Source organism: Roseobacter sp. EG26 (assembly GCF_049830555.1).
Lineage (GTDB): Bacteria > Pseudomonadota > Alphaproteobacteria > Rhodobacterales > Rhodobacteraceae > Roseobacter.
This window is the reverse complement of record NZ_JBNBLH010000015.1, coordinates 1-26,038: the sequence shown is the minus strand read 5'-3', so window position 1 is coordinate 26,038 and position 26,038 is coordinate 1. Positions and strand designations below refer to the sequence as shown.

Sequence of the window (26,038 nt, the reverse complement as noted above, 5' to 3'; positions counted from 1 at the left end):
CGGAGGATCCGATGGGTATCGATGACGGCATCACGTCCCTTTGGGCACAACGGCTCAGCCTGTTGTTTTTACGGGTGAGCACAGGTTTCCTGCTGGTCTGGGTCGGGCTGAACAAGCTTGTCAAAGCCACGACACCCTTTGCGCTGCGGCGCAATATCGAGATCGATGAAACCACGGGGGCCTTGCTGGGCACTGCCTTCGGGGGCTTTCAGGTGGTCATTGGCATGTTGTGCGTCATCGGCCTGTGGCGCAAATTCGCCTTGCCGGTTCAGGCGCTGATCCATGGCTTCACGGCGGCCAGCGTCTGGTGGGCGATCATCGATCCTTACCGGTGGTACATCAGCGGTGTGGATCGCATTGTCTTCAATTCGCATGTGTTCTACCCGACGATCATCACCTTCGCAGCCTGCGTGCTGCTGATCGTGTTTCGGCGGCAAGACACGCTTGCGGTTGACACGCTCCGGTCCCGCAGGTCCGCAAAACCCGGCTGATCCGAAGGCGTCAACGTTTTCGGAAAGCCGTGACCAGACCGCGATCCTTCGCGTGATCTCCTTTTGCCCCGGCACCATAAATCGGCATGTCGGAGGTCTCAAACCCCTCGATGCGATTTGACAGGAACTCGAATTTATCGGCAAAGCCCCGTTCGCGGTAATGTTCGGTTTTGATGGTCAGCACAAAGAGCGCCCCATGACCCGCCACCCGTATCAGCTCATCCAGCGCTTCGGGGCCCACATGCCCGTGGGTGAAGGTTCCGGCACTGACCACGGCGTTGTAGCTGCCATCGACAAAGGGCAGCGTTGCGGTCAGATCGCCCTGGATGGTCTGGCGGTAAATATCCTTGCCACGTGCCACGGCCAGCATTTCAGCGGAAAGGTCGAAAGCATCGAGTATGCAATCTCCAGACTTGAGAATTTTTTCCGCCACCAGCCCGGTACCAGCTCCCGCGTCCAGAACAGGCCCGCGCCCACCCATCGCCCAGAACAGCTGCGCCACATGATCTGGCATGATGAAATCCATCTCTGCCGCGAATGTCTGGTCGTAGGTCTCTGCCCAGCCTGCATATAGCGCCTTGTTGTCCTCAGGCGTTTCGAGCGCATAGGCATTATCGAGACTATGTTTCTTTTCTGGCATAGCCCCGATCCTTCCTGTGCCTGACCATTGAGATTGGTGTTATTGCAGCAACTGCTCGATTTCGCGGGTGATCCGGGCTGATTGCGGTCTGACGGTTGCACCCCAGGTGCCCACGACGTCACCATTCGGTCCGATCAGCACCTTGTTGAAATTCCAGCGCGGGGTGAACCCGGTCTCCGCTGCCACCTCGCGGTAAAACGCATGGGCCGTTGGGCCTTTGACACCGGTAATATCTGTCATCGGCAGATCGAGGCCGAAATTCATCTCGCAGAACTCCTTGACTTCTTCGGCACTGCCAAGCTCCTGTTGAAAATCATCCGAAGGCACGGCCAAAACGACCAACCCGCGTTCTCTGTACTTGTCATAAAGCGCCTGCAACCCGTCATATTGCCCGGTGAACCCGCATTGTGACGCAGTGTTCACGACCAGCACAGGACGTCCGGACCAATCGCCCGTGTTCAAAGTGCCGCCATCAATGGAGGCAAAGCTATGATCCGAGATATCAGCGATGGTGCCTGTGGCGGCCATGATCCCGAAAACGGCTGCGATGATCTGTTTCATGAAAAGCTCCTCAAGCGCGTGTCTGTCAATATAGGTCGGTTTCGATCAAAGACACGTGAAGCGGCCCCCAAGAGTTTCCTCTTCCATTCGGATGTTTTTGTCCCATTTATATAGTCAAAGATCAAAAGGAGCATGCCATGCCCACATATGAGAAAACCAAAGAGGCGATTTCCAGACTATCGCCGGAAGAGTACCGCGTGACACAGCAGGACGGCACTGAACGCCCGGGTACCGGCAAGCTGCTGGGCAATAAGGAGCCGGGCATCTACGTGGACATCGTCTCCGGCGAACCGCTGTTTGCCTCTGCCGACAAATACGAATCCGGCTGCGGCTGGCCAAGCTTCACCAAACCCATCGAGCCTGCGCATGTCACGGAATTGCGCGATGCCTCCCTGGGCATGGTGCGCACCGAGGTCCGCTCAACCCATGGGGACAGTCACCTGGGCCATGTCTTCCCCGATGGTCCCCGCGACCGCGGCGGGCTGCGCTATTGTATCAACTCCGCGTCCTTGCGCTTTGTGCACCGCAACGACATGGAGGCCGAAGGCTACGGGGCCTATCTCGATCAGGTGGAGGATGTGGTATGAGCCATCAACGCGCAGTGCTGGCGGGCGGTTGTTTCTGGGGGATGCAGGACCTGATCCGCAAGAAACCGGGCGTCGTGTCGACCCGTGTGGGATACACCGGTGGCGACGTCCCCCACGCCACCTACCGCAACCATGGCACCCACGCCGAAGGGATCGAAGTGATTTTTGACCCGGCACAGCTCGGCTACCGCGATCTGCTGGAGCTGTTTTTCCAGATCCACGATCCGACCACGCCCAATCGGCAGGGCAATGACAGAGGGCTCAGCTATCGCTCTGCCATTTACTACGTGGATGAAAAACAGCAGCAAATCGCGCGCGAAACCATCGCTGATGTTGAAGCGTCAGGCCTTTGGCCGGGCAAAGTGGTGACCGAAGTGGAGCCTGTGGGCGCATTCTGGGAAGCCGAGCCCGAACATCAGGACTATCTGGAACGTATCCCCAACGGCTATACATGCCATTTCCCGCGCGCGGATTGGGTTTTGTCCAAGCGTGATGGCAGCGTGGCAGCAGCTGAATAACCAGGCTTTTTTGCCCGCGCGTTTTTTCGCGCGGGAAACCTATCAGCATAAAGACGATTTTAAGGGTCTCTATTTAACACATCTGGTGTTGAAGCAGGAGAATCCCATGCCATCCTTTTTTGGTTCGAAGAAAAAGAAGTCAAATTCCTCTGATGAGACCACGATCCTCCTTGCGGCGCTGAATGACAGCCACGCCATCGCATGGTTCGACCCACAAGGTGTCGTGCTAGATGCCAACCCGTTGTTTTGCAATATTTTTGGTTATGCGAAAGATGAAATCGTCGGCCAGCCTCATGCAAAATTTCTTGCAGCGGGTGGCGCAACCGATCCGCAGGGTGCCGGGCTCATTGTCAGTGTCGCACCCGGTGAGGCATCTGCGGAAACCGTCCAGAGAGTCGCGAAGGACGGACGTGAAATCTGGCTCTCTGCGACCTATCTGCCGATCACTGACGGGACCGGCAAGTTGGCCAAGGTGATGAAAATCGCCCACGACATTACTGAAAGCGTCAAAGCTTCCTCTTCCGAGACTGCCCGCCTGCTCAGTCAGATGGACGCACTTTCACGCGAACAGGGCAAAGTGGTCTATGATCTCGATGGTACCATTGTCGAGGTGAACGATAATTTCCTCAATATTCTGGGATATTCCGAAGGCGAATTGCTCCGGCAGAACCATCGCAAGCTGCTCAACCCGATATTTGCAAAGACAGATGACTACAAGAAATTCTGGGCAGACGTTTCCGGCGGGCAGTTCCTGTCTGGTCGCTACGAACGATTTACCAAAGAAGGTGAGCAGAAATGGCTGCAATGCAGCTACGCACCCATCCTGGACAACGACGGCAGACAGACCGGAATTGTGGAGTTTGCAACAGATGTATCGCAACGGCGTCGATCCAACGAACAGGTCGATGCGATCAGCCGGGTGCAGGCCTGTATCGAATTCAAGCTCGACGGTGAAATTCTGGCTGCCAATCAGCTGTTTCTGGATGCGGTCGGCTATACTCTCGATGAAGTGAAGGGGAAACATCACCGTATTTTAGTCAGTGACGAGGACGCCAAGGGCAAGGAATATGCGGCCCATTGGGAGCGTTTGAAAACCGGCGAGATCATATCCGGCGAAATTAAACGGCAACGCAAGGATGGCCGGGATATCTGGCTGGTGGCTTCCTATAATCCAATCCTCGGTCCGGACGGGAAACCTTACAAGGTGGTCAAATACGCTCAAGACATCACCGAGAGACGGCGCGTGGTGGAGGAACTTCAGCTGGCGATGAAGCGCTTGGCCAAGGGTGATCTCAGCACACCGATCACCGAGCGGTTCCCCGAAGAATACGCAGCCCTGAAGGCCGATTTCAACGATGCTCAGGATCATCTGAAAGCCAGCATTCAGGCCGTGCTGCAAAGCAATCAGAAAATCAGTGAGGGAACGACTGAAATCTCCAGCGCGTCAGATGAGTTGAGTCGCCGAACGGAAAGCCAGGCATCCTCTCTTGAGCAATCTGCTGCCGCGATTACACAAATGGCGGCTTCGGTAAAATCAACCGCCGAGATCGCCGAAAACACGCGCGATGTGGTTGATAAAACCAAGACGCGTGCTTCCGCCGGTTCTGGTGTGATGACAGATGCGCGTAACGCCATGGATGCGATTTCATCGAGTTCGTCGGAGATATCAAAGATCACTGAAGTTATCGACGACATCGCATTTCAGACAAATTTGCTTGCCCTCAATGCAGGTGTTGAAGCGGCACGCGCCGGTGAGGCTGGTCGAGGGTTTGCGGTTGTCGCGTCGGAAGTGCGCGCGCTGGCGCTCAGGTCTTCAGAGGCCGCCACGCAGATCGCCAAACTGATTTCGACCTCCGTCGATCAGGTGAAAGAGGGCGTGGATTTGGTCTCGAAAACCGGGGAATCCCTATCGGAGATCGAAAACTTCGTTGCAGATCTTGCCAATATGGTTGGTAACATCGCCGCGGCAGCGTCGGAACAATCCAGTGGGCTGGGAGAGATCACGTCCGCCATCGGCAGCCTCGATGACGTCACCCAAAAGAACGCCGCGATGTTCGAAGAAACAAATGCCGCCACTCAGCTTCTGGCCAATGAGGTCACGTCGCTCGGGCAGATTACCTCTTCTTTCAAGATCGACAGCAGCGGGTACATTGATGAGACAGAGGCATCCGCTCGTTTGGCGTCATAAACAGTACTCTCGCCCTGATTTCAGGCGTCTGCAACCCGCGGGCGGCCTGTTGCAGATACGGTGATCACGGCTTCCACAAAGACCTCGCGGGCTTCGACGCCCGCGGTGCGCACTTCTTTCTCGACCGTGATCTGGATATCGGCAGCGCCTGCGGCGACCGCCTGATCCCTGGTTTGCGAACGTAGAATCTTTTCCAACAGAGCTATCGCGTCATCCTGAGTTGTGAAATCCTGTGGCCCTTCATCCAGATGGACCCGGTATTTGCCCTCACCTGGCGTGGTCACAGTCCCGCTGCGCCGCATTGTCACCCGTCCGACAACCGCTCCGATGGCATTGGCCACATTGGCATGCTCCGGCAAGATCACTTCCGCACCCACGGCAAGTCCCACGGCCGGATAATAGCTATGAGCTGACGCACCGAGGCCCACAACCGGCACATTCAGCCCGCTATCGACGCGCAACAGATTTCGATGTTGCGACAGACCGCGTTGCATCAGCGCATGCCGGGCAAGGTCTTTTGGCGATCCTCCGAAAGTTTCGGCTTCCTCCGCAAAACCGGTTTCCAGCAGCGCCAGTACGGTTTGGTGGGTCAACTGATCTATAATCATTTGGGCCATGACATCGGCATTGGGTGCCAAAGCATTCCCGGATCCGGTACGTTTGCGTGCAATAAGGCGCAGCGCCTTTTTAGCCGCCCCGGTATCCCAGTCAGAGGTTTTGCCCAGAACATGGCTTGCATCCGATGGCGTGATGCCAGCGATCTGCACGATGCCGCGCTCAATTAGCCGATTAAGAGCGCTCCCTTCGATACGTGCGCGCAGAATGTGGCCAAGCGGGTGCACATCAGAACCGATACGCTCCAGCAACACTTCTTCTCGGGGGGCCAAACCCTTCTGTGCCTGACCGGGAAGGGCGCGCACAAACCGGGCGTCGTGATCGCCCGGCACAGCGTTGCGCAGCTGCAGATCCAAGGTGTCGTGAACCATATCCGCAGCTTCTCTCGCGAACAGAGAAATAGGCACAACGCGCCGGGGACCAAGCTCAATACCGCCGGTCAATCCTTCAACCAAAACCCGAACTTCACTGTCGCCGCCCAATCCCGTGGTGCGCATCTTCACTGCCTCGACCATGGTCCGGTAGGGGCCGACCTTTGCGCCCGCCGGATCAATGGTCGGTTTGCCGTTTTGCAACACCGCAATATCCGTCGTGGTACCCCCAATATCGCTGACAAGCGCGCGATCCGCCCCGGTCAGCCACCGCGCGCCAACGATGGAGGCGGCCGGGCCACTCAGGATTGTCTCGATGGGGCGCGCGCGCGCCTGTTCCGCCGAAATCAGGGCGCCGTCGCCGCGCACCACCATCAGCGGGGCTGTGACACCAAGCGCGGTCAGTTGGTCTTCGGCCCGCCCGATCAGCCGGTCGATCATCCCGATCAACCGCGCATTGAGAACGGCCGTCAGGGCGCGTTTCGGCCCGTTCAAACGCGCAGACAACTGATGCGACGATGATATCGGCACACCGCTGATCTCACTCACCAAAGCGGCTGCACGCAGCTCATGTGCCGGATTGCGTGTGGCAAATTGCGCCGCAACGGCAAATCCGCTGACGCCGCCCTGATGCGCGCGCAAAAATGCAGTGATCGCTGCCTCGTCCAGGGGCTTGGCCTCTGCTCCCGCATGATCATGTCCACCTTCGCAGACCAGATAGGGGTCTCCATTCAGCGCGTCACGCAATCCATGAGCGGCAAGGTCCCTTTCGCGGAAACCGATGTAGATCAGACCGACGCGCCCGCCCTGTCCTTCGACGAGGGCATTGGTGGCCAGCGTCGTCGACAGCGAGGCCATGGAAATCTCGGCCGCCTGACACCCGGATCCTTCCAGCACCGAGGAGACCGCCTTGCCAATGCCAATCGCGAGATCCGCCCGCGTTGTCAGAGACTTGGCGGTCGCGATGACGTCTGTTTCGTCGCGGATCAGCACTGCGTCCGTATATGTTCCGCCCGTATCGACGCCCAAAACCAAAGCCATTCACGTTCTCCAACCGCTCAGAGCGATGTAAATGATTTCACTGCTCTTGCCAGCACTTTAGCGACATTGATCGACATATTGCGCCACCGCCCAACGGGCGGCTTCGGCCACGGTAGGGTCAGGGTCGCGGGTCAACTCGGCAGCAACAGGGGCGAGCGCGGATTGGCCTGCATTGCCGATGGCATAAAGCACATTGCGCACGAACCTGTCGCGCCCGATCCGCTTGATGGGTGAGCCGGAAAACAGGGCACGAAACTCTGCGTCATCCAGCTGTGCAAGCTCTGCCAGATGCGGAGCGGTCAGTTCCGGGCGGGATGACAACCGCATGTCACGTGCCGCCACGGCGAATTTGTTCCAGGGGCAGACCGCAAGGCAATCATCGCAACCGTAGATGCGGTTGCCCATCTGACGGCGCAGATTTTCCGGCACCGGTCCTTTATGTTCAATGGTCAGGTAGGAAATGCAGCGCCGCGCATCCAGCCGGTAAGGCGCGGGGAACGCATCGGTCGGGCAGACATCCAGACAGGCCCGACAGGATCCGCAGTGATCCACTTCCGCCGCATCAGCCTCCAGATCAAGGGTTGTGAAAATCGCGCCCAGAAAGGCCCAGTTGCCCCAATCGCGGCTCACCAGATTGGTGTGTTTGCCCTGCCAGCCCAGCCCCGCAGCCGCCCCCAACGCCTTTTCGGGCACCGGGGCCGTATCGACGAACACCTTGACCTGCTCATCCTTGCCAGCCTCGTCCAGCAGCCAACGCGCCAGCCGTTTGAGACGTTTTTTCACCACATCGTGGTAGTCACGCCCCTGCGCATAGACCGAAATCGCACCCCGTTCCGGATGATTCAGGATGTCCAGTGGGTCGTATTCAGGGGTATAGCTTTCGGCCAGCATGATCACCGATTTCGCCTCCGGCCATAAGGCCGCAGGATTGCCGCGCCAACGCATCCGCTCCGCCATCCACCCCATCTGGCCGTGGTAGCCAGCTGTGATGAAATCCTTCAACCGGTCCGGCAGATCAGGCAGGGCGTCGGGTTTGCAAATCCTGCAGGCGACAAAGCCCACCGCATCGGCCTCGGTGATCAGGCGCTGTTTCAGATCGGTCATGGCGCAGCACGGGTCGCGTGGCGATCCCGCTGGTCTGGCTCAGAAATCCAGATCATTGTAGTGCTTGGGCGGCGGGAAACCCGACACCTGATCGGCCAGAATGGACCGGAAGGCGGGCCGGGATTTGATCTTGGCGTACCAGTCCTTGACCACATCGGAACGGTTCCAGTCCACGTCTGAGAGGTAATCCAGCGCGCTGAGATGAGCGGCGGCGGCGAAATCCGCCAGTGTCATGACGTCGCCCGCCAGCCAGCGCCGGTGATCGAGCAGCCAGGTCATGTAATCGAGATGATATTTGATCGCCTTGGCACCGGCCTTGACGTTGGTGCTGTCGGGATAGCCTTGCCCGGTCACCTTCTTGTTCACCCGTTCGTAAAGCAGCTTGGACGTGACCTCGTTGTGAAATTTGTCGTCAAACCAGCTTACCAGACGGCGCACTTCCAGCCGGGCCACCGGGTCCTTGGGCATCAGGGCCGGATCGGGGCGTGTTTCTTCAATGTATTCGCAGATTGCCGTGCTTTCGGCCATCATGATTCCATCAAGCCGCAGCACCGGCACCTTGGCCGCAGGGTTGCGTCGCAGAAAATCGGCATCCGCCTCCCAGTAGCGTTCCTCGACCAGTTCCACCTCGATCTTCTTCTCCGCAAGGCTCAGGCGCACCTTGCGGCAAAAAGGGGAGAGAGGGACATGAAACAGTCGCGCCATGGGATCATCCGGATTTTGCGTGGTTGCTCTTCAATGCCTGCATCAGCGCGTGGATTCAACTCTCGAAACACGCGGAGCGGCCGTCTTTGCTGATTGTTGCCGCACCAGACAGGATCGCACGGGTTCTTTTACGAACGAAATCAGTAGGTTTGCTGGCCGAGCGCCTCTTTGGGTCGGGCAGGATCGCAGCGAGGCGCGCCGCCTGAAGATCAGAGAGTTGCGCCGGGCTGACCCCGAAATAATGCTGAGCCGCCGCCTTCACGCCAAAGACGCCTTCGTCGAATTCCGCCACGTTGAGGTAGACCTCGACGATGCGGGCCTTGGGCCAGAGCGCCTCAAGTACCGGTGTCAGCAGGGCTTCCAGCGCTTTGCGCGTATAATTGCGCCCGTGCCAGAGATAGACGTTTTTGACGGTTTGCTGGCTGATCGTCGATGCGCCCCGGTTGCCACCTTCGGCAATGGCGTCCTTGATCGCGGGCAGGTCGAACCCCCAGTGGTTGCAGAAATTTGCGTCCTCTGCCGCGACGGCGGACCGCGCCATGGCAGGCGCGATAGCCGTCAGGGCGACCCAGTTGTGATCAATCCCGCCAAGGCGACGCGATTCGGCGAACATGTAAGGCGTGGTGATCGGATTGAGCACGCGACCCAGAGCAATCAAAGCAACAATCACGATCGCAACACTGAAAATAGCCCGCCACAAATAGCGTAGCCAGCGGCCCGGGGAGGGTTTACGCTTGGCAGTGGATTTGCGCGGTTTTGCCGTCTTCTTTCTGCTCTTTGCCATATGCCAGCTATAGGCGCGTGGCGATGTTTTGTGAACCGCAATAGATCAGTCAGGCCGGGCCTCTGGAGCCCGGCAACGCGTATTATTCGGCGGGAACGGCCTCGTTTTCGATGCTCAGCGGTGCCGGCAGATGTACCAGCATTTCCTTGGGGCAGATCTGGAGGAAGTGTTGCTTTTCGCTGTCCCAATGCTGCAGGATGTCCGATGCACGACGGCTGCCGGTTTCCGACAAATGCGCCTCCAGCAGTTCTTCCAGCTCGCCCAGCCAATGATCAACCGTGACGGGGCAGGTCACCAGCGTCTCCATGTTCATCAGCGCCGGGGCCCGCCCTTCGGGATCGTAAAGATAGGCCATCCCCCCGGTCATCCCGGCCCCGAAATTGGCCCCGATATCGCCCAGGATCACCGCAACCCCGCCGGTCATGTATTCGCAGCCGTTCGACCCGCAGCCTTCGATCACCACCTTCGCGCCTGAATTGCGCACCGCAAAACGTTCTCCGGCCCGTCCGGCGGCAAAAAGATAGCCATCCGTCGCCCCATAAAGCACAGTGTTGCCGATGATGGTATTCTTTGCCGCCTCGATGGGCGAGGCCATGGGCGGGCGCACTACGATCATGCCACCCGAGAGCCCCTTGCCCACGTAGTCATTGGCGTCACCGGAGACTTCCAGCTTCAGCCCCGGCGCGGCAAAGGCCCCCAGCGACTGGCCAGCGCTTCCGGATAGTTTAACCGTTAAATGATCCGGTTGCAGCGTGTTGCGCATGCCAAACTGCTTGACGATATGGCTCGACGTGCGCGTACCAACCGTCCGATGTGTGTTCTGCACCGCGTAGGATAGCTGCATTTTTTCGCCGTCCTGCAGGAACCGCGCGGCATCGCGTACAATCTCCGCATCCAGCGTATCAGGCACCGCGTTGCGCGCCTTGGCGCGGTCATAGACAATATCCGCCGCCCCATCGACCGTGATCAACAGCGGGTTGAGGTCCAGATCATCCAGATGCGCCGCCCCCCGGCTGACCTGCGCCAGCAAATCCGCCCGCCCGATCACGTCATCGAGGCTCCGCGCGCCGATGCGTGCCAGAATTTCGCGCACTTCGGTGGCATAGAAAGTGATCAGATTGACCACCTTATCCGCCGACCCGGTGAACTTGTCGCGCAGCCGTTCGTCCTGTGTGCAGACCCCCACGGGGCAGGTGTTGGACTGGCACTGGCGCACCATGATGCAGCCCATGGCGATCAGCGCCGCGGTGCCGATGCCGTATTCTTCGGCCCCCAGCATCGCGGCCATCACGATGTCGCGGCCCGTGCGCAGACCACCATCAGTGCGCAAGGTCACGCGTTCGCGCAGGTTGTTCATCGACAAAACCTGATGCGCCTCGGTCAGCCCCATTTCCCACGGCAGACCTGCGTATTTGATCGAGGTTGCAGGCGAAGCCCCGGTACCGCCATTGTGTCCGGAAATCAGGATGATATCCGCCTTGGCCTTGGCTACCCCGGCGGCAATTGTGCCCACACCGGAGGAGGCCACCAGCTTCACCGTCACCTTGCAACGCGGGTTGATCTGTTTGAGGTCGTAAATAAGCTGCGCCAGATCTTCGATGGAATAGATGTCATGATGCGGCGGCGGGCTGATCAGCGTCACGCCTTTGGTGGAATGGCGCAGCCGCGCGATCAGATCGGTCACCTTCATGCCCGGAAGCTGGCCGCCTTCACCGGGTTTGGCCCCTTGGGCCACCTTGATCTCCAACTCCTCACACTGGTTGAGATACTCCGCCGTCACGCCAAAACGCCCGGACGCCACCTGCTTGATCTTGGCAGAAGGGTTGTCGCCATTGGGCTCCGGCACGAAATGCGCAGGGTCTTCGCCGCCCTCGCCACTATCGGACTTCGCGCCGATCCGGTTCATCGCCACATTCAGCGTTTTATGCGCTTCGGGCGACAATGCCCCCAGCGACATGCCCGGCGTGACAAAGCGTTTGCGGATCGAGGTGATGCTTTCCACCTCCTCAATCGGCACCGGTTTGCCTAGCGGTTTGATGTCCAGCAGGTCGCGCAGATGGATGGGCGGGTTGCTTTTCATCTTGGCCGAATATTGCTTCCACATCTCGTAAGACGCGCGGTTGCAGGCCTGCTGCATCATATGCATCGAGGTCGCTTCCCAGGCGTGGGTTTCCCCCGACTGACGCGATTTGTAAAAACCGCCGATGGGCAGTACGGAGGCCGGTCCGGCCCAGGCTTTGCGGTGCACTTCCTCGGCTTTTTTCTGAATGCCGGTGATGCCGATGCCCGAAATCCGGCTGGTCATGCCGGGGAAATACTCCGCCACCATGGCGCGGCTCAGGCCCACGGCCTCGAAGTTCAGCCCTCCCCGGTAGGAGGAAATCACGGAAATGCCCATCTTGGCCATGATCTTCAGAAGGCCCTGATCAATGGCGATGCGGTAACGGTCAATGGCTTGCGTCAGGCTCATGTCCAGCAGACCGCGCTCGATGCGGTCGGCCAGTGAATCCTCGGCCAGATAGGCGTTGACGATGGTGGCCCCCGCACCGATCAGCACGGCAAAGTAATGCGGGTCGATACATTCGGCGGAGCGCACGTTGATCGAAGTGAAGGTCCGCAGCCCCTTGCGCACCAGATGGCTATGCACGGCGGATGTGGCCAGGATCATCGGCATCGCCACTTTGCCAGCGTCCGACATCTGGTCGGTCAGCACGATATGCCCGGCACCGGAGCGCACCGCGTCTTCGGCCTCCGCCCGGATGCGTTCAAGCCCCGCGCTCAGGTCTTCCTCCCCGGGTGTGAAGGTACAGTCGAGCGTCACCAGATCGACGTTGAAATGCGAGAGCAGTTCCTCGAACTGCGCATTGCCCATGAAGGGGCTGTCGAGCGTCAGGATTTCGGTCTGGCTGCTGTCTTCGTCCAGCACGTTCTTGAGGTTGCCGAACCGGGTTTTCAGGCTCATCACCCGGTATTCGCGCAAGCTGTCGATGGGCGGATTGGTCACCTGGCTGAAGTTCTGACGGAAGAAATGGCTGAGCGGCCGGTATTTGCCCGAAAGCACCGCCGAGGGTGTGTCATCCCCCATCGAGGCCAGCGTTTCCTTGGCATCTTCCGCCATGGGGGCGAGGATTTGTTCCAACTCTTCAATGGTATAGCCTGCCGCCACCTGTCTGCGGCGCAACTCCGCTCCGGTGAAAAGCGGCTTTTCGGTGACGTGATCCAGCGCCTCTTCGAGATCATTGATCTTGCCCACCCAGTCACCGAAAGGCTGGCTTGCGGCCAGTTTGTTCTTGATCTTCTTGTCGTGATAAAGCGCGCCGTCCTTCATATCGACCGCCAGCAACTGTCCCGGTCCCAGCGCACCTTTTTCCACCACGCCCGCCTCATTGAGCGGCACCATGCCGGCCTCCGATCCCGCGATCAGCATGCCGTCTTCGGTCACCACATAGCGCATCGGGCGCAGCCCGTTCCGGTCGAGCCCCGCGCAGACCCAGCGCCCGTCGGTCATTGCCAGCGCGGCCGGTCCGTCCCAGGGTTCCATGACCGAATTGCAATAGGAATACATATCGCGCCAGGCCTGCGGCAGTTCAATGGCCTGTTTCGACCAGCTTTCCGGCACCAGCATGGTTTTGGCCATCGGCGCGTTACGTCCCGCGCGCACCAACACTTCGAAGACCGCGTCCAGGGCTGCGCTGTCGGACGATCCCGCCGCGACAATCGGTTTGATGTCTTCCGCCATCTCGCCAAACGCGCCCGACGCCATGCGGATCTCATGGCTTTTCATCCAGTTCAGGTTGCCCTTGAGCGTGTTGATCTCGCCGTTATGGGCCAGCATGCGGAAAGGCTGCGCCAGCCACCACTGCGGGAAGGTGTTTGTCGAATAGCGCTGGTGGTAGATCGCAAAGGCACTCTCGAACCGTTCGTCCATCAGGTCGGGGTAGAATTCGGCGACCTGCTCGGCCAGCATCATGCCCTTGTAGATGATCGACCGGCAGGACATCGAGGCGATGTAGAGCGCCGGCACCTGTGCAACCAACGCGGCTTTTTCGATGCGGCGGCGGATCACATATAGCTCCCGCTCGAAGGTGTCTTCATCGACCCCTTTCGCGTTGGAGATCAGAATTTGCTCGATCTCGGGCCGGGTTGCATTTGCCTTCTCGCCCAGGCAGGAGATATCCACCGGCACGTGCCGCCAGCCGTAAATGTAATAGCCCATGCGCAGCACTTCGGTTTCTACAATCGTCCGGCAGGTCTCCTGCGCGCCGAAATCCGTGCGCGGCAGAAACACCTGACCCACGGCGATCATCTCATCCTCGCGTGGATCGTGACCCGTGCGCTTGACCTGATCGTAAAAGAAATCGACCGGGATTTGCACGTGAATGCCCGCCCCATCCCCGGTCTTGCCATCCGCATCCACCGCGCCACGATGCCAGATTGCCTTCAGCGCCTTGATGCCGTTCTCGACCACACCGCGGCTTTTGCGGCCATCAATGGACACCACCAGCCCGACCCCGCAGGAGGAATGCTCCTCAGAGGCGTCGTAGAACCCATTTTCGGACATATAGGCGCGTTTGGCTTCTTCGCGGGCCACCCAGGCATCATCATATTTGGTCATGGATCAGGTCCTTTCAGTTCGGGGCATAGCGGACGGTCAAGGCCGCGCATCCGTAAAGCGGTGTCTTGGAGAAAAATCCCGGCTCTCCGGGATAAATGAAATCAACAGGCGAGCCGTCATAGGAATAGGAGCCGTTCTGATCGCGCCCCTCGCGCAGCCCGGTGAAAAAGCGCCGGTGTTTTTCCGAGATATACTCGTATCCTTCGGCTTCCCAGATCATCGTACCGTCCGCCGCCGTGACACGTACCGCGTATTCCGTGCGCATCAGCGGTTCACCGTCAATTTCAAGGCCGCGCTCGACAATGCGGTCGGCGCCGACAACTCGGCTGATGCCCTCGGGACTGCTCAACTGGAAATCAAACGTATCCACGCCGTCACGCAATAGGTCGGTGAAACTGGCAGGGTCTTTTGCAGGCAGCACAATCTGCTCGCGCAGCACCGGTGAGAATTCGTAACTGTCGATCCATTGCGTCTCGTAGTCGATTTTTGACAGGTAGATCGGCCCGTCCGGGCCCAAATCAATGGACCATTGATCGCCCGCTGCCTCGCCTTCGCAGGTCCAATAGTTGGTGACCTCGCAGCTGCGGTTCTGCACGGTCAGGAATCCGGTACACCCCTCGGGCGGGTAAAAACGCGCGCCATCCGCCATCGCGGCTTGGGCAAGACAGATCAAAAGGAGCGCTGCGAAACCTCTCATGTCTCGTCGCCTTCGCTGCCCTCGAACATCTCAAGGGTCTCGCGCGTATTCAGACGCCGGTGATCGCCCTTCAGCCCATAGCCCTGCGGGCACATGTCGCTGAAAAATTCCAGCTTAAGCCGGGCCCCCGCTGCCTGCTCGAAAAGGCCCGCAGCCAGATGGCGCGCGCCATCATGTTTGGTTCCATACCAAAGGGTTGACCCGCAGGTGCCACAAAAGCCGCGCTCGGCCCACTCCGATGACTGAAATGACACCGCCGGGCCGTCGATAACCATGCCCTCCTGCTCGGTCGCGATGGAGATGAACATGCCACTGGTGTGCTGGCGGCACATGTCGCAGTGGCACGCCCGCAAGATGGGTTTTGGCGCATGGGCCTGCACCGTTACGGCACCGCAGAGGCAACGCCCGTTTATGATCGACGGGCCGGTCATACGCTGTCCAGCCGATCGAATTTTGCAACGCAGTCTGCGCGCGTCAGCTGTCGTCGTTCCCCTGCGTAGGCAAAGCTGTCTGGCTTGTGGTCGATGAATATTTCATGGGTCATCTCAAAACCATTCGGGTCGTCAAAAATGCCCAAAGGTATGTCCAGCGTTCCGGAAAACTCATTTTCGGCTGTCATGCGGAAATAAACGCCAGAGCCACATTCGCGGCACCATGCCCGCTCCGCCCAGGGTGTGGATTGGCGGGTTGCGATGTGTTCGACCCCCTCCCATGTAACGGCATCTTCTGGCACGCTGACCTCCAAAAGGGCGGAGCCAGTCCAGCGGCGACACATCTGGCAATGGCAGGCGCTGATCGTCTTTGGCACCTCTTTCGCGACAAAGCGCACAGCGCCGCACATGCACTGGCCCGAACGGGTATCTGGGGCCTCACTCACAGCCGTACTCCGATAAGGTGGCCAGAAATCCGCTGTCTCCGGGCCGGGCAATGGCGCGGGGGGCAAATTCAAAAACCTCTTCGTTGCCGCCCATGACACTGCGCGACCAGCGGCCCTCGATCATGAGATCCCGGTCTTCCGCGATCAGAACATCGACTTCGAACGACAGCCCTCCCTTGCCGACTTCGCGCTCGAACAGCCGACGCGCCTTGTAGAAGGTGTAGGTTTCACCGCTGATGACTTCGGTCGCCCCGGTTTTTTCGGTGTTGCCGGTCAGGATGTAGGGCTGCCCCTCGATAATATTGGTGGTCAACCGGAATTCACCGGATGCATCATGTCGGCCGGTTTCCAGCAGGGCCGCGCGGCTCATGGCCGTTCCGGTTCCGGGAACCAATTCCAGAGTCAGCTTATTGGACTCGTGGGTCTGCCACTTGAAAAATCCCCAATCGCGGTCATAGCTCAAGGTGCCAAGCGGCTTGCCCCGCCGATAACTCACAGCTTGCCAGGTTGCGTCGCTGCATTGCGAAATCGTTGTTGTTGCGCAGCCGTTTTTGTGGACCGTCGCCACGGGCTGGCACCCTTCCGGAACTTCGGCCAGATCCTGTGCAGCCGCGTTTGAGGCACCAAAGGACAGGAGAGCGCTCAGCGCTGCACTGACTGTCAGAACCGCATGTCGCCCCGAATAGGTCATAGTCGATGTCCTTTGCATCTTTCCGCAGGCCTCGCCCCGGTGCACAGCCTGTGCACCGCCTGTGCATGGTCTGTGCACGTCGGGATCACTCCGCTGCCACGGCCGTCGCCGCGCCAAACCGGTCGAGGATCGCCTCGGCACAATCACGCCCGTCGCGAATCGCCCATACCACCAGTGACGCACCGCGCACGATGTCACCTACCGCATAAACGCCGTTGAGATCAGTGGCGCCTGTGGTGAAAGCCGCCTTGATCGTGCCCCAGCGCGTGATGGGCAGTTCGGGCTGATCCCAGAGCGTCGGCAGGTCTTCGGGCTCAAACCCGAGCGCCATGATCACCAGATCGGCGTCTTCCACATAGTCGGCCCCTTCGATCACTTCGGGGGCCTGACGCCCGGTCGCATCCGGCGCGCCGAGGCGCATTTTCTGCACCATAACGCCGGTCACAGGATCGCCCGCAAATCCTTTGGGCGCGGACAGCCACTCAAAGATGACGCCCTCCTCTTCGGCGTTCTGCACTTCGCGTTGCGAGCCGGGCATATTCGTCCGGTCCCGGCGATAGAGGCATTTGACCGATGTCGCGCCCTGCCGGACAGAGGTGCGCACGCAATCCATCGCCGTGTCGCCGCCGCCGATCACCACGACGCGTTTGCCATTGGCGTCAAGCGCACCGGAATCGAACTCGGGCACCGCATCGCCAAAGCTCTTGCGGTTGGAGGCCGTCAGAAAATCAATCGCGCGCACAAGACCGGCCGCGCCCACGCCCGGCGCTTCGATTTCCCTTGTTTTATAGACACCTGTGGCGATGATCACCGCGTCGTGCCGGGCCCGCAGATCAGCAAAAGAGATGTCCTCACCCACGTTGGTATTCAGCTCAAAAGCGACACCGCCTGCTTCAAGCTGCGTGTTGCGGCGCATAACCACGTCCTTTTCCAGCTTGAAGCCGGGGATGCCATAGGTCAGCAATCCGCCCGCGCGATCGTAGCGGTCATAGATTGTGACCTGCACACCTGCCCGGCGCAGCACATCCGCCGCCGCCAGCCCGCCCGGTCCGGCCCCGATAATGCCGACTGATTCCGTGCGCTCCTGTGTGGGCGCAATCGGCTGAACCCAGCCCTCTTCCCAGGCGGTATCGGTGATGTATTTTTCCACCGCTCCAATGGTGACGGTGCCGTGGCCGGATTGTTCGATCACGCAATTGCCTTCGCACAGTCGGTCCTGCGGGCAGATACGGCCGCAGATTTCCGGGAAGGTGTTGGTCGCCTGACTGACCTCATAGGCCTCCTGCAGGCGCCCTTCGGCGGTCAGGCGCAGCCAGTCGGGGATGTTATTGTGCAGCGGACAATGGCTCTGGCAATAGGGCACACCGCATTGACTGCATCGGCTGGATTGCTCTGCGGCCTTGGCTTCAGCGTACTCCGCGTAAATCTCGTTGAAATCCTCCCGACGTAGATCGGCGGAGCGTTTCTCCGGCATATCCCGCCCGACAGTGACAAATTTCAACATGGATTGTTCCGCCATTGCCCAATTCCTCCACAAAAGTCCCGAACCGCACGCTTACGCCAATCGCAACCAGAAATAAAGTCAGCTATACTGACCTATAATGAATAAATTTGGCGCTGCAAAGCAGAATACACCCTGAAATCGCCGGAATATAACTCCGAATCGGTCCTAATTCGACTCTTTCCTTTTGATTTCTTGTGCTTATACCACTCGATATTCAACCCGATTGGACAATGCCGGATGACTCTTTTTCAACTATTTATGGTTGCAGCGATACAGGGCTTGACGGAATTCCTGCCGGTCAGCTCATCTGGACATCTTGTGCTGTTGCCTGCGCTGACAGGTGGCCCGGATCAGGGTCTTGCGATTGATGTGGCTGTGCACGTTGGCACGCTTATTGCCGTGGTCTTGTATTTCCGCGCGGACGTCAAAATCGCCCTTTTGGGCGCGGGCCGCCTGATGCACGGCCGGGTCGATACCCAGGGTGCCTTCTTGGCGCTCTGCCTGATCCTCTCAACGATCCCGGTGATTGTCGCGGGCTTGATCATCAAGTTAACCGGCCTTGATGAGGCGATGCGATCGGTCGCAGTCATTGGCTGGACCATGTTGCTTTTTGGCCTGGTGCTCTTTTGGGCGGACAAGATCGGAACCACTGAAAAGACTTCTGAGGCGTGGAGCATCAAGGATGCGATGATTATGGGGCTAGCGCAAGTACTGGCTTTGGTACCTGGCACTTCGCGATCCGGAATCACGATCACCGCCGCGCGCCGCCTGGGCTATGACCGAGAAAGCGCAGCGAAGCTGTCAATGCTGATGTCGATCCCCACCATCCTGGCATCGGGCGCACTATTGAGCCTCGACGTCATCCAGCAGGCCAATTGGGCGATCGCGCGCGACGGGCTTATTGCGGCTGCTTTCGCCTTTGTCGCAGCACTTGTGGCTTTGTCACTGATGATGCGGCTCCTGCGCAGCATCAGCTTCACGCCTTACGTGGTCTATCGGGTACTCTTGGGCGTCGTTCTTTTGATCTACGCCTACGCCTAAGTGCGCAGATTTTTCGCAGAGTCCTTGATCGCATCATATTGACCCGAGGGGCGGAAACGCCACAGGTAGTCCGGTAGAACCGAGGCCATGGTCACGGGTTGAATGCCAAGCTCGGCGAAACCCTTTGCTTCTTCACCAACCACATTGTCATTTGTCAGATTGCGCACCTGATCGCGTGTGATCATCGAATTTGTAAAGAGGCCAAGGCTGATCGTTTGCATCATATCAAATCCGAACGCCATGATCCGCGCCACGAAGAATGGCATGTTCGCAACAAGGCGCCGGCGGTGAATAATCTCCAGCATCCGGTGCATCAGGCCGCGAAAGCTGTCGACCTCGGGGCCGCCCAGTTCATAGACGCCAGGCTCAACACTTTCGGTCAATGCCAGCTCTGCCGCCTTCGCGACGTCGTCAACATATACAGGTTGGAAATTCGTATCCGCTCCAACGACCGGCAGGATCGGTCCAAGGCGGGTCATGGATGCAAACCGGTTAAAGAACTGGTCTTCTGGTCCAAAAACAATGGATGGTCGCAGGATCACCGCTGTAGGCATCTCGTTTAGAACGCCTGCTTCACCCTCCGCCTTTGTCCGTGCGTATTCACTGTCTGATTCCAAATCGGCGCCAATTGCAGACAAATGGACCAACTTGCCGACGCTTTCATCGGCAGCGATCCGGGCAATACGCGTAGCACCCTCTGCCTGTACTGTGTCGAATTCGTTCCTGCCCGCTTCAGCCAGAATGCCGACGCAATTTACCACCGCATCCGCACCCGACATGACCGATCGTACAGAGGCGTCATCTCGTATATTACAAAGGACAGGTTCGACCTGTCCAACCGCACCATAGGGCTTCACAAAGATTGCCTCATTGGGACGTCGTACGGCCACACGGACGCGCCAACCTGCTTTGGCCATCCGCCGTGCGATGTATCGCCCGACAAACCCAGAACCCCCATAGATCGTAACGAGTTTAGTCATGTGCTGCCCCAAATGACGCCTTCGTTCTGGATGTACCTCTGTGCAGGCTTTGAAACAAGGTGGAATTCGTGCACACTTTGATCAACTGACCGTTGTGTCTGGGAACAGAGGGCACGTTTTGCATCAGATCAGGTCGAACATCTCGCCGCTCTCAGCACCTGAGCTTCTAGCGGAATTTCCGTTTGACACCTCGCAGACTTGGGCTTAAACGCAGGCTTCACGACACCGGCCCAGGTGGCGGAATGGTAGACGCGCTAGCTTCAGGTGCTAGTGTCCGTATGGACGTGGAGGTTCGAGTCCTCTCCTGGGCACCACCTACACCACATAAAACTCTGTTATCAAAAGATATTCTCACACAGTACGGCACTTGGCCCCCCGTGTGGCCCCCCTGATTAAAGACAGACACTATCTAACGCCTCCATATTGATTTGCGACTGAATTTTATTCGATAGTCCAGCAAATCGGAATTGGTCTGGATTTCACATCTGAGGCAACGCAGGCAGTCGGTAGCGACAGGAACAATCTAATGACGTCAGAAATATGTGTGATGAACCGAATGAGCGTCGTGCTTGCCGCTGACAGCGCGTCAACTATTTCATATTATGAAAACGGTGCACTTCAGCAAAGGTACTTCAAGGGTGCTAACAAGGTATTTCAGTTATCAAATACACACCCAGTTGGTTTGATGATCTTCGGAAACGCAGAGATCATGGGAGTACCATGGGAGCTGGCGATTAAGGCCTTTCGGAAGCATCTGAGCAATAGCTCGTTCGATACTGTTGAAGGATATGCCAAAGCGTTCCAGCAATTCTTAAACGACAACCAGCAGCTATTTCCAGATGAGCGCCGCGACGAGAACTTTGCTCACGCTATCGAGTTGCAATCAGTAATTTGTTGTAAGAATTTCAATGAAGAGGCGGACGCGAACCAAGATTTCAATGAGGCGAACTGCATTTCAGAATTGAATGACCAAGTACAAAATCTCCATTTTGAAAACGAGCTAGATAGTGAATTTCTAGCTTCATTGCTGGAAACTTGGCCAGAAAGAATCCTTCAAAACCTTAGGCATGAGGACTCAGCTGTTTTTCACCCGCACCTTAAGGAAAGGTCAGACGCGCGCCTAAAGGAGATTGTTTCTCTTGCGATCATCCTGAAGGCGAAGCAGCCCCCCGAAAGCCCCACGGGCCTTGTTTTTGCTGGATTTGGAGATTCGTCCGTATACCCAGAAGCGTACGCCGTACAAAAAGCGGGTTTCATAGCCAGGGATATCGTGATGGCTGAGACTGAAGCCATTGTGATCGGGCAACATTTGAACTCATATATTTCGGGGTTCGCGCAATCTTCCATGGCCGACACATTCATTATGGGCTTTGATGCGCAGGCGTACGAAACGATCCAGGGGGTCTACGATCAATCCCTACCAGAACTGTTGGCGCCGTTCATCGCCGAGTTTGGAGGCGGGACGGAGTATACCGATAGCGGTGTCGTGCTAAAAAACGCCGAAGGAGATGTCTTGATGGATGAAGAGGCATTCAAACAAACAACATTAGAAGTTATAGCCCCGGTTGGCGGGAGCATCCTTCAAGAATCTCGACAAAAACACGGGGCACCGCTTGAGCGTGTCATCTCGATGCTTCCGGTCGAGGAAATGGCGGAATTGGCTGCGACAATGGTTGACTTGCAGTCACTTAAGGAAAAAGTAACGAGACCAAGCGAAACTGTTGGCGGACCAGTTGATGTTGCCATCATAACAAAAAACGAAGGCCTCGTATGGAAGAAGCGAAAGCACTTCTTTGACATTGACTTGAACCAGAGATACTTGCGCAGACTGCATTCAAACGATTAAGAAAGTAGTAAGGGGGGAAGCTATGATTACTCTATGTGAACTCAGTTCAATACCGACCCAAAAGGATGCTGATGATAAAGAGCACATCCATAGCTCTCACAGGGAAGAATACTTGCAATTCGTTCAGAAAATAAGGCGGAATCGAGTGCATGGGAAGATGCCTGTGATGCATTTGCCGCGCGATGGCAAACTTACTGTACATGGACTCGCAGAATAGACTGTACTCGTTGCCCCTTGTCGCTTGAAGCGGCTTGATAGGCCTTAGTGCCGCTTAGCTTTCAGAAACCCCTAGGGTTGCGCCCATATCCGCGCCAAGAGTTTTTTCAGCAATACGCGCCCACATCTGGTCCACACCATGGTGTGGACCTCCCTCTTCAATGATACTGCTCGCTAATCCCTAAGCTTGTAGTAGTTTTCCCGTATTTCGCAGATGAAGGGATCAGCGTCGCAAGCATCCCGGTTGGTCCAAAGGTGCAGGGCGAGTTGCCCGATCAGCACGAAAAACACCAACCCCATAATGATCAGATATGTTTGACGATTCCTCTTTAGGTAAGCTAGTAACTTAGCTGTCATTGGTCATACTCCGTTGCCGTTGCGTGGTCATTGGCAGGCCGGGTGGTGTTGCTGCACTCCCGGCCAACCGGTTTCATCCTGATAACTGATTGGTGTGTTTCCCCTTCTTGCTGTCGTTCCGCCTCGACCTTTTCCAGCATAACGGAAAGCGCCTTGGCTCACTCTGCTTAGCTGCGGGAGAAGTTCCGTTTCTATTCGTCAGACCGCTCGGGCTTACATCATGGCGCACCGCCTTACGTTAAACGAACAACACATGCCGTTCGCTGTGCACCGCTGTATGCCCATGTGCGTCTTGAAAACTTAGCCATTTATTTGGCTCCTCGTGTCACAGTGTTTTCTAGGCCCCCTAGCGCTGGTGCCACTTGCCGCCAAGGTCATGGGTAAGCTGTTTCGGATCTACTACGGTACTCATGCTGCGCCACCCTCTCTACCCGTTTCGGCAAGTGGCCCGCGAAGCCCGATGATAGAGTCCCTCCGGGGGGTAGCTATAGCCGTCTCGATTGCCTGCGCGGCATCGGGATATGAACCGATTGGAGTCAGTTCACCGCGATAGTAGCCGCAGACAATGAACCGACCCGGGTGAAGCCAAATGGACACGTTTGTGTAGGTCATGCCGCGCCCTCCGCCATGAACGATTGCAAGGCGCGCACTATATCGGGCAGCAGAGTGGCCTTGATGGCCACCCCCTGTTTCCCCGGCAGCTTGTCGCCACCTTCTGATTGATAGAAAACTCGGATATTCAGCATGTCATGCCCTTTGAATTCGCCACGGCTGATCCTGAAGACTTCGCGGCTGTTTTTTTGAATTTCGATGTGATCGGCCATTATGCAGACCCCCTGAAGTGCAGGCTGAAGACAAGGCGCGCAGCGGTCTCAGAGAGGCCATAGGCGCGACGCAGGCGGTTGATGATTGCTGCCTCACTCATCGGACTTGTCCTTGCCCACAACTTCGCCCAAGAACGCCACCGTTTCGGGCAGAGCATAAAATTTGCGCCCGTTATCGAGTCTTTCGGTTTTGGTGTGAAAGTCGTGATCCTGCTTCAAGCGAAACACTGCATCGCCAAGGCGGACTGTTGATGCGCAGAAAAGCGGCCCCTCCCGCATCGCATCGACCACTTGGCGCTTGCGCTTGTCGATGATGATCTGCTTTGTGGTTCCGTCTGGCGTCTCAACACGGTAACGCGCTGGGCCTCTCTTCTTCGGCAAGTCACGGACGGATAGAATCCACCGTGGGTATTTTTCTGTAGTGCCTGTCATGCTTTTGTCCTCATGTATTGAATGTGAGGACCGAACGGGCTACTGTCGGAGTGTCTCTGCAAAAGACCAAATTCCAATGTAGCACCCCCTGTTCGATCCTGCTGGATTGAGTGGGGGTTGTTCGTTAAGCGGCTGCGGAGTTGGCGCTGGGCGTATCAGGCGCGGGGGCGCTCATGATCTCATCAATCTCAGATTCATTCCAGTAAAGTGTGCCGCCCAACTTCTTTGGCTTCGGCAGGTTACCGGCTTCAATATCCAGATAAATTGAGGATCGGGCGCGATTGCCCAGTTTTGCGCGCAGTTGATTGAGTGTGATGTATTGCATTCGATCCATCCTTGCTTAGTGATGGTCGAACTTGGCCATAAGTGTCTGATTTAATATAGGTATCCAAAAATGCAAAAAACCCATCTGCCAGAAGTAGGGGGTTTTTGATGTGTTTTTGATGCCTGCAATGAGGGTTTTTGGCGGGCAGTTAACTCTCAGCTGGTGTCTGTGTGTGAGATTTTAGCGTACTCAGTGAAACGTGCATTCGCCCGGCGCGCTTCAGGGCCTTATTCACCTGCTCTAGTGCTTGCTTCCACGACAGGCCAGCAGACACATGCCCATCCGCAAATAGAGTGACGTACACAAGCGCTGCATCCGCTCCAGTGCTTGGGCGTCCGGGCGCGCCCGAATGCACATCTTCTTTATAATCAGTTAGGGCCTCGTCTTGCTCTACTGACTCGCGAAGAAACAAAGGCACATCGAAACCTTTGGTAGTTCCCGATATATGGTTGATGCCAAACCCGGGCGAGTAATAGCGCCCCGAATGTATGGTCTCCCCGCCTCTCTCAGTCGCCCAAAAATTTGCCTCGACCTCAAGTATGTTCTTATCTGCGAGTGGGCCCACATAACAGCCTACAAGGTCGCCCTGATACAGCCGTCCTTGTATTTCATGAACAGCGTCATCTATTGCCGAGCGAATTGCCTTAATGCGGCTGCCCGACCGAAGAATGTAATTCATATCGCCCTGGGCATTCCCAAATTCCTCCGCACTAACGCTCTGAGGGTCAATGCCGTGCTCATCTCTGAGATTTCTAGATATAACGCCATTCAAAAAATCTAGATGCGAAATGTACCCAGGCGGAACAAACTGTCTCATGCTGTAACCATCCTTAGAACCGCGCCCTCCCGCCCAGCAACATGATCCGCCCAGCGCTGCATAAGTAGTCTCCTTTTTTCCAATACATCTGTTGTTCGATAGGCCCGCTGGACCGCGCCGCCCACAACGTGCGCGAGTGCAGTTTCTGCAACAAGCTCGGTGGCCTCGGCCACCTCTTCCGCCCAATTTCGGAATGAGGATCGAAAGCCGTGCGGCCTGTACTCCAGCCCTTCGCGTTTCATGAGGGCGCTCATTGTGGCGTCGGAAATGACACCCTTGCGGACGCCGGGGAATAGATAGCCGTCGCGTCCAATCTTTTCGGCGCTATTCACCACATCCATTGCATCGGCTGAGAGTGGCACTCTAAAATCTGGGGTTTGGTCGCGCCTGCCTTTCATTAGTTCGCCGGGTATGGTCCAAACATCTCCTTCAATCTGATCGGATCGAGCGAACCTGATAGGTGCTGATCTAAGGCCGGTGAGAATTAGAAGCCGTAGGGCGAGGTGGGTTGTGCCGCCATCGCATATGCTCGCATAGAACTCAGGAACCTCCTGCCATGGCATCGAAGGAATGCCCCTTGGCTTGTGCCTTGTCTTACCCAACAGCGCTTTGGCCTTATCGGTGGCTTGCAAATCCACATTGAGACCCAGCGCAGCAGCGTGCTTGAGAACCAAGCCTAGCCTATTCATGGCCTTGCGGGCTGTGTCAGCTTTGGTGTGCCAAATCGGGCCAAGAGTATTTCGAATATCAATCTGCGATATCTCAGAAACAGGAACGCGCCCTAGCTTTGGTAGCACATGCAACTCAAGCGGTGATATCCATCGCCCCGCCTTACCGTCCCCCTTCAGTTCAGCTTTTCGCGCTTCGAATGCGTCATGCGTGACTTCCCTAAGTGTATGGAGGTTGTTTTCTGCCTCGCGCCTGATCTTTTCGCGCTCAGTAATCGGGTTCAGCCCTGAAGCCACCACGGCACGCCATTTTGCAGCCTCCCTCCGGGCGGCGCTAAGGCCGACGCCCCCAACCGTACAACGTATTGGGAGCAACGTGTTAAGTTGATGCAGGCTTGGGCGGACCAAACTGATGGGGTAATCCTCCCGAAATTTAGGGGTGTGCTGAAGTAGAATTTTCTCAAATGATGAAAGAGGAGATTCTGATGAAGAAATCGAAATACAGCGATGCGCAGATCATGGCGATCCTGAAGCAGGCCGAGA

Annotated in this window: 25 protein-coding genes and 1 tRNA gene; 7 read left to right on the top strand and 19 right to left on the bottom strand. The window is 57.3% G+C overall.

The window, feature by feature from the left end:
* Positions 1 to 11: 11 nt before the first annotated feature.
* On the top strand, positions 12 to 491 hold the full coding sequence (locus ACOTTU_RS22140; protein WP_425661272.1) for a hypothetical protein: 480 nt from the start codon (positions 12 to 14) through the stop codon (positions 489 to 491).
* A 10-nt stretch (positions 492 to 501) separates the two neighbouring features.
* Here ACOTTU_RS22140 and ACOTTU_RS22135 read toward each other — a convergent pair whose 3' ends face one another.
* On the bottom strand, positions 502 to 1,131 hold the full coding sequence (locus ACOTTU_RS22135) for a class I SAM-dependent DNA methyltransferase (protein WP_425661270.1): 630 nt from the start codon (positions 1,129 to 1,131) through the stop codon (positions 502 to 504).
* A gap of 39 nt (positions 1,132 to 1,170) precedes the next feature.
* Positions 1,171 to 1,692: a glutathione peroxidase gene (locus ACOTTU_RS22130; protein ID WP_425661268.1), complete on the bottom strand. Its 522-nt coding sequence runs from the start codon at positions 1,690 to 1,692 to the stop codon at positions 1,171 to 1,173.
* Positions 1,693 to 1,829: 137 nt separating this feature from the next.
* On the opposite strand from ACOTTU_RS22130, the gene msrB reads away from it, so the two are divergent.
* From msrB to ACOTTU_RS22115, 3 genes are all read left to right on the top strand, one after another.
* On the top strand, positions 1,830 to 2,279 hold the full coding sequence (gene msrB, locus ACOTTU_RS22125) for a peptide-methionine (R)-S-oxide reductase MsrB (RefSeq protein ID WP_425661266.1): 450 nt from the start codon (positions 1,830 to 1,832) through the stop codon (positions 2,277 to 2,279).
* On the top strand, positions 2,276 to 2,797 hold the full coding sequence (gene msrA / locus ACOTTU_RS22120) for a peptide-methionine (S)-S-oxide reductase MsrA (protein WP_425661264.1): 522 nt from the start codon (positions 2,276 to 2,278) through the stop codon (positions 2,795 to 2,797). The genes msrB and msrA overlap by 4 nt, the downstream gene beginning before the upstream one ends.
* Positions 2,798 to 2,903: 106 nt before the next feature.
* On the top strand, positions 2,904 to 4,985 hold the full coding sequence (locus tag ACOTTU_RS22115) for a methyl-accepting chemotaxis protein (protein ID WP_425661262.1): 2,082 nt from the start codon (positions 2,904 to 2,906) through the stop codon (positions 4,983 to 4,985).
* Between the two features lie 20 nt (positions 4,986 to 5,005).
* Here the strand turns inward: ACOTTU_RS22115 and ACOTTU_RS22110 are convergent, their stop codons facing one another.
* The 10 genes from ACOTTU_RS22110 to ACOTTU_RS22065 form a co-directional block, all read right to left on the bottom strand.
* On the bottom strand, positions 5,006 to 7,012 hold the full coding sequence (locus ACOTTU_RS22110; protein ID WP_425661259.1) for a hydantoinase/oxoprolinase N-terminal domain-containing protein: 2,007 nt from the start codon (positions 7,010 to 7,012) through the stop codon (positions 5,006 to 5,008).
* A 57-nt stretch (positions 7,013 to 7,069) separates the two neighbouring features.
* Positions 7,070 to 8,116 carry a tRNA epoxyqueuosine(34) reductase QueG gene (gene queG, locus ACOTTU_RS22105; RefSeq protein WP_425661257.1) on the bottom strand — a complete coding sequence of 349 codons (1,047 nt, stop codon included), beginning with the start codon at positions 8,114 to 8,116 and terminating at the stop codon, positions 7,070 to 7,072.
* Between the two features lie 39 nt (positions 8,117 to 8,155).
* Positions 8,156 to 8,821 (bottom strand): glutathione S-transferase family protein, encoded by a 666-nt coding sequence (locus tag ACOTTU_RS22100; RefSeq protein ID WP_425661255.1) that lies wholly within the window; start codon positions 8,819 to 8,821, stop codon positions 8,156 to 8,158.
* A 55-nt stretch (positions 8,822 to 8,876) separates the two neighbouring features.
* A complete protein-coding gene (gene mtgA / locus ACOTTU_RS22095) occupies positions 8,877 to 9,605 on the bottom strand; it encodes a monofunctional biosynthetic peptidoglycan transglycosylase (protein ID WP_425661253.1) in 729 nt (242 codons plus the stop codon).
* 82 nt (positions 9,606 to 9,687) lie between these two features.
* Entirely contained in the window at positions 9,688 to 14,220 is a 4,533-nt protein-coding gene (gene gltB, locus ACOTTU_RS22090; RefSeq protein ID WP_425661251.1) for a glutamate synthase large subunit, read from the bottom strand.
* Positions 14,221 to 14,233: 13 nt separating this feature from the next.
* Positions 14,234 to 14,917 carry a hypothetical protein gene (locus ACOTTU_RS22085; RefSeq protein WP_425661249.1) on the bottom strand — a complete coding sequence of 228 codons (684 nt, stop codon included), beginning with the start codon at positions 14,915 to 14,917 and terminating at the stop codon, positions 14,234 to 14,236.
* Positions 14,914 to 15,348 (bottom strand): GFA family protein, encoded by a 435-nt coding sequence (locus ACOTTU_RS22080; protein WP_298916554.1) that lies wholly within the window; start codon positions 15,346 to 15,348, stop codon positions 14,914 to 14,916. Before ACOTTU_RS22080 ends, ACOTTU_RS22085 begins: the two co-directional genes overlap by 4 nt.
* Positions 15,345 to 15,794 carry a GFA family protein gene (locus tag ACOTTU_RS22075; RefSeq protein ID WP_425661246.1) on the bottom strand — a complete coding sequence of 150 codons (450 nt, stop codon included), beginning with the start codon at positions 15,792 to 15,794 and terminating at the stop codon, positions 15,345 to 15,347. Before ACOTTU_RS22075 ends, ACOTTU_RS22080 begins: the two co-directional genes overlap by 4 nt.
* On the bottom strand, positions 15,787 to 16,485 hold the full coding sequence (locus ACOTTU_RS22070; RefSeq protein ID WP_425661244.1) for a hypothetical protein: 699 nt from the start codon (positions 16,483 to 16,485) through the stop codon (positions 15,787 to 15,789). The genes ACOTTU_RS22075 and ACOTTU_RS22070 overlap by 8 nt, the downstream gene beginning before the upstream one ends.
* Before the next feature lie 85 nt (positions 16,486 to 16,570).
* The gene (locus ACOTTU_RS22065; protein WP_425661242.1) at positions 16,571 to 18,004 is read right to left on the bottom strand and encodes an NAD(P)-dependent oxidoreductase; all 1,434 of its coding nucleotides are present in this window, start codon (positions 18,002 to 18,004) and stop codon (positions 16,571 to 16,573) included.
* A 222-nt stretch (positions 18,005 to 18,226) separates the two neighbouring features.
* On the opposite strand from ACOTTU_RS22065, the gene ACOTTU_RS22060 reads away from it, so the two are divergent.
* Positions 18,227 to 19,030: an undecaprenyl-diphosphate phosphatase gene (locus ACOTTU_RS22060; protein ID WP_425661240.1), complete on the top strand. Its 804-nt coding sequence runs from the start codon at positions 18,227 to 18,229 to the stop codon at positions 19,028 to 19,030.
* On the opposite strand, the gene ACOTTU_RS22055 is transcribed toward ACOTTU_RS22060, so the two are convergent.
* Positions 19,027 to 20,010, bottom strand: a complete 984-nt coding sequence (locus ACOTTU_RS22055) for a complex I NDUFA9 subunit family protein (protein WP_425661238.1) — start codon at positions 20,008 to 20,010, stop codon at positions 19,027 to 19,029. The two genes, ACOTTU_RS22060 and ACOTTU_RS22055, sit on opposite strands and share 4 nt — an antisense overlap.
* Positions 20,011 to 20,238: 228 nt before the next feature.
* Between ACOTTU_RS22055 and ACOTTU_RS22050 the strand changes: the two genes are divergently transcribed.
* Both ACOTTU_RS22050 and ACOTTU_RS22045 read left to right on the top strand, forming a co-directional pair.
* Positions 20,239 to 20,324, top strand: a tRNA-Leu gene (locus tag ACOTTU_RS22050).
* Positions 20,325 to 20,566: 242 nt separating this feature from the next.
* Positions 20,567 to 21,856: a hypothetical protein gene (locus tag ACOTTU_RS22045; RefSeq protein WP_425661236.1), complete on the top strand. Its 1,290-nt coding sequence runs from the start codon at positions 20,567 to 20,569 to the stop codon at positions 21,854 to 21,856.
* 390 nt (positions 21,857 to 22,246) lie between these two features.
* Here ACOTTU_RS22045 and ACOTTU_RS22040 read toward each other — a convergent pair whose 3' ends face one another.
* The 6 genes from ACOTTU_RS22040 to ACOTTU_RS22015 form a co-directional block, all read right to left on the bottom strand.
* Positions 22,247 to 22,429 carry a hypothetical protein gene (locus ACOTTU_RS22040; RefSeq protein ID WP_425661234.1) on the bottom strand — a complete coding sequence of 61 codons (183 nt, stop codon included), beginning with the start codon at positions 22,427 to 22,429 and terminating at the stop codon, positions 22,247 to 22,249.
* A gap of 608 nt (positions 22,430 to 23,037) precedes the next feature.
* Positions 23,038 to 23,253 (bottom strand): transcriptional coactivator p15/PC4 family protein, encoded by a 216-nt coding sequence (locus tag ACOTTU_RS22035; protein ID WP_425661232.1) that lies wholly within the window; start codon positions 23,251 to 23,253, stop codon positions 23,038 to 23,040.
* A gap of 93 nt (positions 23,254 to 23,346) precedes the next feature.
* Entirely contained in the window at positions 23,347 to 23,685 is a 339-nt protein-coding gene (locus tag ACOTTU_RS22030) for a hypothetical protein (RefSeq protein ID WP_425661230.1), read from the bottom strand.
* A 124-nt stretch (positions 23,686 to 23,809) separates the two neighbouring features.
* On the bottom strand, positions 23,810 to 24,010 hold the full coding sequence (locus ACOTTU_RS22025; RefSeq protein ID WP_425661228.1) for a helix-turn-helix transcriptional regulator: 201 nt from the start codon (positions 24,008 to 24,010) through the stop codon (positions 23,810 to 23,812).
* A gap of 148 nt (positions 24,011 to 24,158) precedes the next feature.
* Entirely contained in the window at positions 24,159 to 24,827 is a 669-nt protein-coding gene (locus ACOTTU_RS22020) for a hypothetical protein (protein WP_425661226.1), read from the bottom strand.
* Complete coding sequence (locus tag ACOTTU_RS22015) at positions 24,824 to 25,792, bottom strand: tyrosine-type recombinase/integrase (RefSeq protein WP_425661224.1); 969 nt, start codon at positions 25,790 to 25,792, stop codon at positions 24,824 to 24,826. Before ACOTTU_RS22015 ends, ACOTTU_RS22020 begins: the two co-directional genes overlap by 4 nt.
* Positions 25,793 to 26,038: the final 246 nt, after the last annotated feature.